The organism is Pseudoduganella aquatica (genome assembly GCF_009857595.1).
In the GTDB taxonomy this organism is placed as follows: Bacteria; Pseudomonadota; Gammaproteobacteria; order Burkholderiales; family Burkholderiaceae_D; genus Rugamonas; species Rugamonas aquatica_A.
Genome location: NZ_WWCU01000041.1, coordinates 41,313 through 53,406, shown reverse-complemented (window position 1 = coordinate 53,406; position 12,094 = coordinate 41,313). Strand labels below are relative to the sequence as shown.

The 12,094-nt window shown below is 63.0% G+C and carries 11 protein-coding genes; 8 read left to right on the top strand and 3 right to left on the bottom strand.

Annotation, left to right across the window (positions count from 1 at the left end; translation table 11 throughout):
* The first annotated feature begins 507 nt into the window (after nt 1-507).
* From GTP77_RS25250 to GTP77_RS25240, 3 genes are all read left to right on the top strand, one after another.
* Nucleotides 508-1,875 (top strand): sensor histidine kinase, encoded by a 1,368-nt coding sequence (locus GTP77_RS25250; RefSeq protein WP_161074916.1) that lies wholly within the window; start codon nt 508-510, stop codon nt 1,873-1,875.
* A 76-nt stretch (nt 1,876-1,951) separates the two neighbouring features.
* Nucleotides 1,952-2,725, top strand: coding sequence for a LytR/AlgR family response regulator transcription factor (locus tag GTP77_RS25245; RefSeq protein ID WP_161074915.1), 774 nt, complete (start codon nt 1,952-1,954; stop codon nt 2,723-2,725).
* Between the two features lie 100 nt (nt 2,726-2,825).
* Complete coding sequence (locus GTP77_RS25240) at nt 2,826-3,596, top strand: sensor histidine kinase (protein WP_161074914.1); 771 nt, start codon at nt 2,826-2,828, stop codon at nt 3,594-3,596.
* Nucleotides 3,597-3,639: 43 nt separating this feature from the next.
* Here GTP77_RS25240 and GTP77_RS25235 read toward each other — a convergent pair whose 3' ends face one another.
* The 3 genes from GTP77_RS25235 to GTP77_RS25225 form a co-directional block, all read right to left on the bottom strand.
* On the bottom strand, nt 3,640-4,728 hold the full coding sequence (locus GTP77_RS25235; RefSeq protein ID WP_371869398.1) for a porin: 1,089 nt from the start codon (nt 4,726-4,728) through the stop codon (nt 3,640-3,642).
* A gap of 203 nt (nt 4,729-4,931) precedes the next feature.
* Entirely contained in the window at nt 4,932-5,582 is a 651-nt protein-coding gene (locus GTP77_RS25230) for a class I SAM-dependent methyltransferase (protein ID WP_161074913.1), read from the bottom strand.
* A 7-nt stretch (nt 5,583-5,589) separates the two neighbouring features.
* Nucleotides 5,590-6,531: a CysB family HTH-type transcriptional regulator gene (locus GTP77_RS25225; protein WP_161074912.1), complete on the bottom strand. Its 942-nt coding sequence runs from the start codon at nt 6,529-6,531 to the stop codon at nt 5,590-5,592.
* Nucleotides 6,532-6,707: 176 nt separating this feature from the next.
* On the opposite strand from GTP77_RS25225, the gene GTP77_RS25220 reads away from it, so the two are divergent.
* The 5 genes from GTP77_RS25220 to GTP77_RS25200 all read left to right on the top strand — a co-directional run bounded on the left by GTP77_RS25220 (nt 6,708) and on the right by GTP77_RS25200 (nt 12,092).
* Nucleotides 6,708-8,399 carry a nitrite/sulfite reductase gene (locus GTP77_RS25220; protein ID WP_161074911.1) on the top strand — a complete coding sequence of 564 codons (1,692 nt, stop codon included), beginning with the start codon at nt 6,708-6,710 and terminating at the stop codon, nt 8,397-8,399.
* A complete protein-coding gene (locus tag GTP77_RS25215) occupies nt 8,392-8,979 on the top strand; it encodes a DUF934 domain-containing protein (protein WP_161074910.1) in 588 nt (195 codons plus the stop codon). Before GTP77_RS25220 ends, GTP77_RS25215 begins: the two co-directional genes overlap by 8 nt.
* Before the next feature lie 15 nt (nt 8,980-8,994).
* Nucleotides 8,995-9,711 carry a phosphoadenylyl-sulfate reductase gene (locus GTP77_RS25210; protein WP_161074909.1) on the top strand — a complete coding sequence of 239 codons (717 nt, stop codon included), beginning with the start codon at nt 8,995-8,997 and terminating at the stop codon, nt 9,709-9,711.
* A gap of 126 nt (nt 9,712-9,837) precedes the next feature.
* On the top strand, nt 9,838-10,785 hold the full coding sequence (gene cysD, locus GTP77_RS25205) for a sulfate adenylyltransferase subunit CysD (RefSeq protein WP_161074908.1): 948 nt from the start codon (nt 9,838-9,840) through the stop codon (nt 10,783-10,785).
* Nucleotides 10,785-12,092 (top strand): sulfate adenylyltransferase subunit 1, encoded by a 1,308-nt coding sequence (locus tag GTP77_RS25200; protein WP_161074907.1) that lies wholly within the window; start codon nt 10,785-10,787, stop codon nt 12,090-12,092. The genes cysD and GTP77_RS25200 overlap by 1 nt, the downstream gene beginning before the upstream one ends.
* Nucleotides 12,093-12,094: the final 2 nt, after the last annotated feature.

Sequence of the window (12,094 nt, the reverse complement as noted above, 5' to 3'; positions counted from 1 at the left end):
AAAGCATGCCGCCAGCGTTCAATCTGAGCCAGGATCAAACTCTTCAGTTCAATCTCTGTTTAAAGTCATTGCTGACTTGGTCGCCCTTCAAAATAACTGACGATTCCTTCTTTCGAAGGTCACGTTTGTTTTTCGTTGAGCGTTTAAATAATTTGAGTTTCGCAGCTTGCGCTGCGGGCCTCATCATCAAACGCCCACACTTATCGATTGTAAATTTTTAAAGAATTCTGCGTTGTTGCTGAAGCGTTTTGTTCAGCAGCAGAGAGATGAGATTATGAGGCGTTTCGTTTAAACCGTCAACCCCTCATTTTCCTACTCCCCTGCGCTGCGTATGCTCAGCAGCGCGGGGACAGAACTATAACCGAACCCCGCCCCGCGCGCAAGGGCCGCCGCCCGGGCAGTCCCTATTCCCTTCCAGACGCCGTTTTATGCAGACTGTCGCAAGCCCGTGGCGGATCGCGGCCGTATTGCGTACAGTTGCACCATTCATGAAATTGAAAGCATTACATGTTTCCTCAACCCAAAGTACAAGACACGCTGAAGACCATACTGGCCTGGCTGCACAAAGGTTTCGATACGACCGCAACCTGGGTCACCCAGCTGTCGTGGTGGAAGTTCTTCCTGTTTGCGGCACTGGCCCTGATCGCCGGATCCATTCTGCAGGACGAGCTGTTCTCCTCGCGGCCGGACGAGGAGTATGTAGTGACCAAGGAGCGCAAGCGCGCCCGTCCCGGCAGCGACACTAATATATTGATCGACGACAGCGGCATCCACTTCAATCCGCGCGGCGGCAAGATCCGCAAGGACGCGCCGCCCAGCAACACGGATGAAGCCGAAGCCGCAGCGCCAGCCCTGCCCGAACCAGCTGCACCGGCGGCGCCAGCCGAGGCGCCTGCAGCCCCCGCCGCCCCTGCCGCGCCCGCAGCACCGGCCGTAGCCGGCAAAGCAGACAGCGCCGGCCGCGCCGGCCGGGCTGCGCGCGCCCCCGCTGCGCCGGCCGCCCCCTCCCTCCCCGGCGAGGAAGTCCATATCGAACTGCCGCCGCAAATCGGCGAAGAACTGTCCAATGCCATTGAAGAAGCCGTGGACGACGCGGCCGAACAGAAGGTGTCGCGCTACCACAAGCAGGCATCGACCTGGTTCAAGAGCTTCGTGTCGCTGCTGGTGCTGGCCCTGTTCGCCACCAAGGCGCTGATGGGCGGCAAAAAACGCGCCGAGGCGCAAACCCAGTCCGCCAATGCCGCAGCAGAGCGCGAATCCATGCAGCGCCAGCTGAGCGAAGCAAAGATGCAGATGATGCAGGCCCAGGTCGAGCCGCACTTCCTGTTCAACACCCTGGCCTCGGTTGAGCACCTGATTGAAACCGACCCGCCGCGCGCGTCGGCCATGCAGCGCAGCCTGATTAAATACCTGCGCGCCGTCCTGCCCCAAATGCGCGACAGCAATCTGATCACCAACCTGGGCCGCGAGGCCGACATGGTGGCGGCCTATCTTGCGCTGCTGAAGATGCGCATGGAAGAGCGCCTGATCATCGACTTCGACGTGCCTGACGGCCTGCGCACCGCCGCCTTCCCGCCCATGATGCTGCAATCGATGGTGGAGAACGCCATCAAGCACGGCCTGGAAGGGAAGCCCGAGGGCGGCACGCTGCAAGTGCGCGCCGAGGTGGCGCACAACAAGCTGCGCGTGATTGTGGCCGACGACGGCCTGGGCTTCGGCGCCAAGCCCAGCGACGGCACCGGCCTGGGCCTGAGCAACATCCGCGAACGCCTGAAGCTGCTGCACGGCAGCCAGGGGGCGCTGAACATCGAGCCCAATCAGCCCAGCGGCGTAATCGCCACGATAGAAGTGCCTTACGCGCTGGCCGCCAAATAGGCTGCGCCAGTAATCGATTGCGCACGCCGCCGATTCGTTGAATAATTAGTACTCACTTTTAACATGATTATTAAAAATGCCAACAGCAATTCTTGCCGATGATGAAAGACTGATGCGCGACCAGCTGCGCATGCGCCTGGGCCAGGTATGGCCGGAACTCGACATCATCGGCGAAGCCAAGAATGGCGAAGAAGCGATTGAGCTGGTGGACCAGCTCAAGCCCGACTTCGCCTTCCTGGATATCCGCATGCCGGGCAAGACCGGCATGGAAGCGGCCGCCGCCATCGGCAACAAGAGCAATGTGGTGTTCGTGACCGCCTACGACGTGCACGCGGTGGAGGCCTTCGAGCGCGGCGCAGTGGACTACGTGCTGAAACCAGCCGAACCCGAGCGCCTGCAAATTACCGTGGAGCGCCTGAAGCACCGTCTGAGCGCGCCGTCCGGCGCCGGCGGTGCGGACGTGAACGCCAGCGTGACGGCCATGCTGTCGCAGCTGGCCGAAAAGATCGCGGCGCCGAAAAAGACCTATCTGCAATGGATACAGGCCAGCATCGGCCAGGACTTGCGCATGATACCGGTGGAGGAAATCCTGTTCTTCCGCTCGGACGAAAAATACACCTGCGTGCAGACCGCCAAGTACGAGGCGCTGATACGCAAGCCGGTGCGCGACTTGGCCGAAGAGCTCGATCCCGACCTGTTCTGGCAAATCCACCGCGCCACCCTGGTCAACGTGAACGCCATCGAAGGCGTGACCCGCGACATCCGGGGCCGCCACCTGGTGCTGATCAAGGACCGCTCCGACAAGCTGGAAGTCTCGCGCAGCTTCCTGCACTTGTTCAAGCAGATGTAATCCACGCCGCCCTGCGCCAGATCAAAGTCCGGCGTGGCGGCTGCCCTATTGTGTGAGCGTGGGGCCGGCTCTCCGGCGCCCCGGTCACCGAGGGGCGCACATGAATACTCCCGACAAACCCGCACCGCCGCAGTCCAAGCCCGCAGGCCACGGCACGCGCCGCGACGGCCAGGCGGCCGGCCGGCGCGCCACCGACAGCGCCAGCTCCTACGAGCAGCTGCGCGAACTATCCGCCGCCCTGCAAGCCATACGCGAAGAAGAGCGCACCCACATCGCGCGCGAGCTGCACGACGATCTGGGCCAGCTGCTGGCCACGCTGCGCGTCGACCTGAGCCTGTTGCAGCAGCAAGGCCCCGCCACCCCGCAGGCGGTGCGCCAGATGCGCTCGATGGACAAGCTGCTGCAGCGCGCCATCACCTCGCTGCGCCGCATCGCCGCCGATCTGCGGCCGCACGCGCTCGACGAGGGCGGCCTGTACTATGCACTGCAAACGCTGCGCCAGGAATTCAGCCAGCGCCACGGCATTGCCTGCCAGCTCGACGCGCACGAGCAGGAACTGGTGCTGGACGACCGCTACAGTACCGCCGTGTTCCGCATCGTGCAGGAATCGCTGACCAATGTGTCGCGCCACGCCGGCGCCGACCATGTGTGGATCACGCTGCAACGGCAGGACGACCGGCTGGACCTGACCATAGAAGACAACGGGCGCGGCATCTCCTCAGCCGATCTTAACAAGGCGCACTCCTTTGGCCTGCTGGGCATGCGCGAGCGCGTGTGGGCGCTGGACGGCGCCATCGACATCCAGGGCCGCGACAGCAGCGGCGACGGCGGCACCCGCATCGTGATCGAGCTGCCGCTGCCCGGCAATTAAAAAGGCGCCCCGCAGGGCGCCCTTTCATGCCAGCAAGACCAGCTTAGAACGAGTGGCGGATGCCCACGTTGAAGGCTTTGTCGCCAGTACCGGCTTCGTTGTTGTTGCCAACGGTGTAGCCGGCGCCGTTCTTGTTCTTGATCTTGGCGTAAGCAACGTAGGTGCTGGTACGCTTCGACAGCGGGTAGATGTAGCCCAGGGCCCACTGGGTGGCGTCCTGGTTGTTGACGGTCTTGTCATCCTTGCTGGTGTAGGAAGCCAGCACATTGCCTGGGCCTGCAGGTACGGAAACGCCGATCAGGATGTCGCGCGCGTCGGTGCTTGGCTTCGGTGCGGTCTTGTAGCCGAAAGCGTTGGCGACCGGGATAGGCGAGCTGTTCAGGCCCTTGTCGGTGGCGTAGGCGAAGAAGGCTTTGACCACGGTGAAGTCATAGTTCACGGCCAGCAGGGTGTTCTTGGCTTCGTCCTGCTTCTTGGCAGGGGTGGTGCCGACGGCGGCGGTGTCCTGGTTGCGGTTGTTGTACACCAGGCGCGCGTTCAGCGGGCCTTGGGCGTAGTTCAGGCCGAAACCGATCTGGCGGCCGGCGGTGCTGTCGCCAGCCTGTTCGCCCAGCGCGTACAGCAGCTCGCCCGAGAAACCGTTCACGACTGGCGACGCGTACACCATGGCGTTGCTGACGCGGGTGTTGGCGCCGGCGGTGGCGAACAGGTTCTTGATCGAACCGGCGTAGCCCGCGCCGAATGGGTCGGCGACCTGGCTCATGGCGTTGTACAGCATGGTGTACTGGCGGCCCAGGGTGAAGGAACCCAGTTCCTTGCTCTTCAGGCCAACGTAGGCCTGGCGGTTGAACAGGGTGCTGGTGCTGTTGTCGAGCGCGCCGTCGTCCACCTTGATGCCGCTTTCCAGGGCGAACACAGCCGACAGGCCGTTGCCCAGGTCTTCCACGCCGCGGAAGCCGAGGCGCGACTGGCCGCCGATGCCGCTGGTGACTTTGGTCACGCTACCGGCCACGCCGCCGCTTTCTTTCACCAGGCCCGCGTCCACCAGACCGTAGATGGTCACGTTGGATTGCGCTTGTGCGCTTGCCGAGAAGGCGCCGATTACCAGTGCTGCCAGAGTAAGTTTTTTCACTTGTTGATCCATTGTTTGTTGAGGAAAGCGTCGCTTGAAACTTGACGGGACGAATCTTGCCTAACAAATGCTTCAACAATATGACATCAACAATTGTTGTTCTTTCCCAACAAACGCCAAAAAACAAAGGGGTCAGGGTTAATTACATGGTCCGCATGTGAACCGCGTAATCAACCCTGACCCCATTTTGTTGGGCGGCGGTGTTACTTCAGGCGGCAGGTGGCGAGCCAGTAGTGTTCCAGGCGTTCGACGCGCACTTCCTTGGCGGCGATCGAAAGGCGCTTGCGCAGCCAGCTGTCGGACGGGTAGCTTTGCGCCACGTCGTAGCGCTCGCCCTTGGTGTCGGTGAGGATGTGGAAGGTGTTGCCGTCCAGGTCGGTACGCGCGATGGGGGCGCTGTAGCCGTCGACGTAGTTGCTGTCGAGTAGCACCAGCAGCACGTCCTTGCCCAGCTTGGCGCGCAGATGGGCCAGGTATTTGTCCTGCGCCGAACGCGGCACTTGCGACCACCAGCCGGCGGCGAAGCAGGCCGTGAACTGGCCGGGGGCGATGTCTTCCGGCAGCTTGAAGGCGTCCGCTTCGGTGAACTGCACGAAATCCTCGTCCAGGCCGCGCTCGCGCGCCGCCGCCAGCATCTGCGGGCTGTTGTCGATGGCGCGCACCGAGTCGGCCACGTCCGAAATCACCTCGGTCCAGTAGCCGCTGCCGCAGGCCAGTTCCAGCACTTTATGGCCGCGCAGCAGCTCGGACAGCGCTTCGTGCAATTCTTCCAGGTCTTCTTCCACCTCGGGACGCTCGTATTGCAGGTCGTAGGTGGCGGCGACGGCCGCGTAGTATTGTTCTTGGGTCTTCATAGTCAGTTTACAACTCGTAAGTGTCTTTTTCACCGTTCATGGCCTGCTCGATCAACTTGCGGTTGAGCGTGGGGGCCAGCAGTTCGATGAAGGTATAGATATAGCTGCGCAAATAGGCGCCCTGCTTGACCGCCACGCGCGACACGTTCATGCCGAACAGGTGGCCGGCCGGGATGGCGCGCAGGCTGCGGTCGCGCTCGGGATCGAAGGCCATGCCGGCAATAATGCCTATGCCCATGCCCAGCTCGACGTAGGTCTTGATCACGTCCGCGTCGATGGCTTCCAGCAGCACGTCCGGCTTCAGGCCGCGCAGCGAGAACGCGTGGTCGATCTTGCTGCGGCCGGCGAAGGCGCCATCATAGGTGATGAGCGGGAATGCGGCAATCTCCTCCAGCGTGACGGACTTCGATTTCAGCAGCGGATGGTCGGGCGGCACCACCACCACATGCTCCCATTGGTAGCACGGTAAGGTGATCAGATTGTCAACTCCGGCGATCGATTCGGTGGCGATCGCCAGGTCGGCCTGGTCGCGCTGCACCATCTCGGCGATCTGGCGCGGATTGCCTTGCAATAATGACAAGCGCACCTTGGGGAACTTCAGCATAAAAGCCTGCACCACCTTGGGCAACGTGTAGCGCGCCTGGGTGTGGGTGGTGGCGATGGTGAAGCTGCCGCTGTCCTGCGCCGCGTACTCCTTGCCGATGCGCTTGAGGCTGTCGATCTCCTGCATGATCAGTTCGACCGAGGACAGCACCAGCCGGCCCGGCTCGGTCAGGCCCCGGATGCGCTTGCCGTGCCGCGTGAAAATGTCCACCCCGAGCTCTTCCTCCAGTTCGATAATGGCCTTGGACACCCCGGGCTGGGAGGTGAACAAGGCCTTGGCGGCGTCGGTCAGGTTGTAGTTCTGGCGTACTGCTTCTCGGACGAAACGCAATTGATGAAGATTCATTGTTGTTCTCAGGGTCGGTCTAACCGTATTTTACGCTCATGCTTATACCCAATACGTATATAAGCAAATAAAGACTAAGTCGTTTGGAATAAAGATGAAGTTTATTACCATTAGCGCCAGTTTGGGATACTTTGAAAGAGCCAGCCCCGCCGGCAAGCGATTTTTTTAGGAATGATATGTATCAATACGATCAATACGACCACCTCATCGTCCGCGAACGCATCGCGCAGTACCGCGACCAGGTGCGCCGCCGTCTGGCCGATGAGCTGACCGAAGCGGAATTCCTGCCCCTGCGTTTGCAGAATGGCCTGTACTACCAGCGCCATGCCTATATGCTGCGCATCGCCGTGCCGTATGGCATGCTGGCCAGCAAGCAGATGCGCATGTTCGCCCACATCGCGCGCAAGTACGACCGGGGCTACGGCCACTTCACCACCCGCCAGAACATCCAGTTCAACTGGATCGAGCTGGAACAGTCGCCCGACATCCTGACCGACCTGGCGTCGGTGGAAATGCACGCCATCCAGACCTCGGGCAACTGCATCCGCAACACCACCACCGACGAATTCGCCGGCGTGGCGGCGGACGAGATCATCGATCCGCGCCCCTACTGCGAGATCCTGCGCCAGTGGTCCACCTTCCACCCTGAATTCATCGCCCTGCCGCGCAAGTTCAAGGTTGCCGTCAACGGCGCCGTGGAAGACCGCGCCGCCATCGCCGTGCACGACATCGGCCTGACCGTGGTGTACAACGAGCAGAACGAAATCGGCTTCAAGGTCATGGTCGGCGGCGGCATGGGCCGCACCCCCATCCTGGGCAGCGTGATCCGCGAGTTCCTGCCGCGCGAACACCTGCTGACCTATGTGGAAGCCATCATGCGCGTCTACAACCTGCACGGCCGCCGCGACAACAAGTACAAGGCCCGCATCAAGATCCTGCTGAAAGCCATCGGCGCGGAAGAATTCGCGCGCCAGGTGGAAGCCGAGTGGGAAGACCTGAAGAACAGCGAAGAAACGCTGACGCTGGAGGAAATGGAGCGCGTGATCGCCTACTTCCAGCCTCACCCGTACAAGCAGCTGGAAGCGATCGACCCGCTGGCCGCGCAGGCGGACAACAAGGCCTTCGCCAACTGGCTCAAGCGCAATGTCAAGCCGCACAAGCAGCCGGGCTACGCTTCCGTGGTGCTGTCGCTGAAGAAAACCGGCGTGCCGCCGGGCGACGCCACCGCCGAGCAGATGGACTTCATGGCCGACCTGTCGGACCGCTACAGCTTCGGCGAACTGCGCGTGACGCACGAGCAGAACATCGTGCTGGCGGACGTGGAACAGACCCAGTTGTTCGCGCTGTGGCAGGAAGCCAAGGCGCACGGACTGGCCACGCCCAACATCGGCCTGCTGAACGACATGATCTGCTGCCCGGGCGGCGACTTCTGCGCCCTGGCCAACGCCAAGTCGATCCCGATCGCTTCGGCCATCGCCGAGCGCTTCGACAGCCTGGACTTCCAGCATGACATCGGCGACATCGAACTGAATATCTCGGGCTGCATCAACGCCTGCGGCCACCACCACGTCGGCAACATCGGCATCCTGGGCGTGGACAAGGACGGTAGCGAATGGTACCAGGTGTCGATCGGCGGCGCGCAGGGCAACCACTCGGCCATCGGCAAGATCATCGGACCGTCGTTCTCCGCGCTGCAAATGCCGGAAGTGATCGGCCGCCTGCTGCAAGTGTATGTGCGCGAACGCGTGGAAGGCGAACGCTTCGTCGACACCACGCAGCGCATCGGCGTTGCGCCGTTCAAGGAATTTGTATACGCCACGCCTATCGTCGATGCGGGCCGCCTGGTTGGAGAAGATGAATATGTCTGAACAAAAGCTGATTATCAAAGGCCGTGAAGTTGTCGGCGACGACTGGACCGTACTGCGCGCCGCAGGCGAAGCGCCTAGCGCCGAAGACGTGGCCGCGCTGGCCGTCCCGGCCGGCAAGGTGATCGTGCCGCTGGCCACCTGGCTGGCGCAGGCCGAGGCACTGGCCGCGCGCCGCGCCGCCGGCGAGATCGGCGTGTGGTTCGGCCCGGACGAGCGTCCTGAAACGCTGAAAGGCCAGCTGGACGCCTTCGCCTTGGTGGCGGTGGACTTCCCCAAATTCACCGACGGCCGCGGCTACTCCATCGCCTACAACCTGCGCACCCGCCTGGCCTACGCCGGCGAGCTGCGCGCCATCGGCGACGTGCTGCGCGACCAGCTGTTCTCCATGCAGCGCGTGGGCTTCAACGCCTACGACGTGCGCGCCGACCGCAGCATCCACGATGCGCTCAAGGGCCTGTCGGACTTCTCGGAGACCTACCAGGCGTCCGTGGACCAGAAGGTGCCGCTGTTCCGCCGCGCCGTCCGCGCCGCGCCGTCGGCCAATGTAGCCAACGGCGGCGACGCCGGCTACGGCATCTGAATCGGAGCGCCAGCCATGAGCGAGCTCAATGCCCTGATCCAGTCCACGCAGCAGACGCTGGAGCGCATCGCGCGTGATTTCACGCCAGCGGTGTTCGCCTCCAGCCTGGCCGCCGAAGACATGGTGCTGACCGACCTGATTTTGAAGGCCAAGCTGCCTATCGCCATCTTCTCGCTGGAGACCGGCCGCCTGCACGCGGAAACCCTGGCCATGCTGGACAAGGTGAAGGAAAACTACGGCTACGAGATCGCGCTGTACCGCCCGCAGCCCGAGGCGGTGGAGGCCTACGTGGCGCAGAACGGCCTGAACGCCTTCTACGACAGCGTGGACATGCGCAAGGAGTGCTGCCGCATCCGCAAGGTGGAGCCGCTGGGCCGCGCCCTGGCCGGCAACAAGGCCTGGGTCACCGGCCAGCGCCGCGCGCAGGCCGCCACCCGCACCTCGCTGATGGTGGAGGAAGACGATCCGGCGCACTTCATGACCAAGTTCAATCCGCTGGCCGACTGGTCCGAGCAGGACGTGTGGGACTACCTGCGCGGCAACGGCGTGCCGTACAACGCCTTGCACGACAAGGGTTTCCCCTCGATAGGCTGCGAGCCCTGCACGCGCGCCATCGAGCCGGGCGAGGATGTGCGCGCCGGCCGCTGGTGGTGGGAGAACCCGGAGTCGAAGGAATGCGGCCTGCACGTGGTAGACGGCAAGCTGATACGCATCAAACCCGTGGCCGCGTGAATGCCGGCGGGTTACGCGCTCCGCGCTAACCCGCCCTACTCACCGGACACCGCTGCACCGTAGGGCGGGTTAGCGCTTGCGCGTAACCCGCCAAGCACCAACAGACACAATAGAATAGGCAAAGCCATGAACACTGTAGTTGACCGTTACGCCTCGACGATAGGCCTGAGCGCCGTGAACGCGCGCCACCTCGACACGCTGGAGTCGGAAGCCATCCACATCCTGCGCGAAGTGGCAGCCGAGTGCAGCAACCCTGCCCTGCTGTTCTCCGGCGGCAAGGACTCCGTGGTGCTGCTGCGCCTGGCCGAAAAGGCTTTCCGTCCCGGCAAATTCCCCTTCCCGCTGGTGCACATCGACACCGGGCACAACTTCCAGGAAGTTATCGACTTCCGCGACCAGCGCGTGGCCGAACTGGGCGAGCGCCTGATCGTGGGCTCGGTGGAAGACTCGATCAAGAAGGGCACGGTGCGCCTGCGTAATCCGCAGACCGACTCGCGCAATGCCGCGCAGGCGGTCACGCTGCTGGAAACCATCGCCGAACACGGCTTCGACGCCTGCATCGGCGGCGCCCGCCGCGACGAAGAGAAGGCCCGCGCGAAAGAGCGCATCTTCTCCTTCCGCGACGAATTCGGCCAATGGGATCCGAAGGCGCAGCGCCCGGAACTGTGGGACCTGTATAACACCCGCGTCCATCCAGGCGAAAACATGCGCGTGTTCCCGATCTCGAACTGGACCGAACTCGATGTGTGGCAGTACATCGCCCGCGAAAAACTGGCGCTGCCGCCGATCTACTTCGCGCACGAGCGCCAGGTGATCCCGCGCAACGGCCTGCTGGTGCCGCTGACCGATTTGACCCCGGCGCGCGAAGGCGAAGCCGTGGAAACCCAAGTGGTGCGCTTCCGCACCGTGGGCGACATCTCCTGCACCTGCCCCGTGTCCTCGGACGCGGAAACGGTGGAAGCGATCATCGCCGAAACGGCCATCACCCAGATCACTGAACGCGGCGCTACCCGGATGGACGACCAGACCTCCGAAGCCTCCATGGAAAAACGCAAGAAAGCAGGTTACTTCTGATGAACGCACGCATAGACAACACCGACAACCAGGCCAGCCTGCTGCGCTTTATCACCGCCGGCTCCGTGGACGACGGCAAGAGCACGCTGATCGGCCGCCTGCTGTTCGACAGCAAAGGCATCTTCGCCGACCAGCTGGCCGCCGTGTCGCGCGCCAAGAACAAGCGCACCGTGGGCGACACCATCGACCTGTCGCTGCTGACGGACGGCCTGGAAGCGGAACGCGAGCAAGGCATCACCATCGACGTGGCCTACCGCTACTTCGCCACGCCCAAGCGCAAATTCATCATCGCCGACACCCCGGGCCACGAGCAGTACACCCGCAACATGGTCACCGGCGCCTCCACCGCCGACGCCGTCATCATCCTGATCGACGTGTCGAAAGTGAAGCTGCGCGAAGACGGCGGCGTGGACTTGCTGATCCAGACCAAGCGCCACTCCACCATCGCCCACCTGCTGCAGATCGAGCACGTGGTGGTGGCCGTGAACAAGATGGACCTGGTGAACTACGACCAGGCGATCTATGACCGCATCATCAAGGCCTACCAGGAATTCGCGCAGTCCCTGGGCCTGAAAGACATCACGCCTATCCCGCTGTCGGCCCTGAGCGGCGACAACGTGGTGGACGCGGGCGAGAACATGCCCTGGTATAAGGGCCCGACGCTGATCGAGCTGCTGGAATCGCTGTCGGTGTACGACGAAGCCCACCACGCGCCGTTCCGCTTCCCGGTGCAGCTGGTGGCGCGCCACAACGGCCACGAAGCGAACGACTTCCGCGGCTACATGGGCCGCATCGAAGCGGGCAATGTGAAGGTGGGCGACAAGCTGGTGGTGCAGCCTTCGGGCCAGGCCGCCACGGTGAAAGACATCCTGACGCTGGAAGGCTCGCACCAGTCGGCGTCGGCCGGCCAATCGGTCACGCTGCTGCTGAACGAATACCTGGACATCTCGCGCGGCGACCTGCTCGCCAGCAGCGAGCAGCCTGCCACGCTGCTGAAGACCCTGAGCGCGGACGTGTGCTGGCTGTCGGAAGACGCGCTGGACCTGCGCCGCAAGTACTGGATCAAGCACGGCACCAAGCAGACCGCCGCCAAGATCACCAAGATCGAGTCGCTGCTGGACATCAACACCCAGGAACGCAGCAGCGCGGAAGTGCTGAAGCTGAACGATGTGGCACGCATTGCGCTGACCGTGCAGCAGCCGCTGGCCGCCGACGACTATACCGACAGCCGCGCGACGGGCGCCTTCATCCTGATCGATGAAGTCACCCACCAGACCGTGGCGGCCGGCATGATACGCCTGGCCTGATC

Coding starts and splice junctions, on each gene's coding strand:
- GTP77_RS25250 (WP_161074916.1), top strand. CDS start 508: ATGTTTCCTCAACCCAAAGTACAAGACACGCTGAAGACCATACTGGCC.
- GTP77_RS25245 (WP_161074915.1), top strand. CDS start 1,952: ATGCCAACAGCAATTCTTGCCGATGATGAAAGACTGATGCGCGACCAG.
- GTP77_RS25240 (WP_161074914.1), top strand. CDS start 2,826: ATGAATACTCCCGACAAACCCGCACCGCCGCAGTCCAAGCCCGCAGGC.
- GTP77_RS25230 (WP_161074913.1), bottom strand. CDS start 5,582: ATGAAGACCCAAGAACAATACTACGCGGCCGTCGCCGCCACCTACGAC.
- GTP77_RS25225 (WP_161074912.1), bottom strand. CDS start 6,531: ATGAATCTTCATCAATTGCGTTTCGTCCGAGAAGCAGTACGCCAGAAC.
- GTP77_RS25220 (WP_161074911.1), top strand. CDS start 6,708: ATGTATCAATACGATCAATACGACCACCTCATCGTCCGCGAACGCATC.
- GTP77_RS25215 (WP_161074910.1), top strand. CDS start 8,392: ATGTCTGAACAAAAGCTGATTATCAAAGGCCGTGAAGTTGTCGGCGAC.
- GTP77_RS25210 (WP_161074909.1), top strand. CDS start 8,995: ATGAGCGAGCTCAATGCCCTGATCCAGTCCACGCAGCAGACGCTGGAG.
- cysD (WP_161074908.1), top strand. CDS start 9,838: ATGAACACTGTAGTTGACCGTTACGCCTCGACGATAGGCCTGAGCGCC.
- GTP77_RS25200 (WP_161074907.1), top strand. CDS start 10,785: ATGAACGCACGCATAGACAACACCGACAACCAGGCCAGCCTGCTGCGC.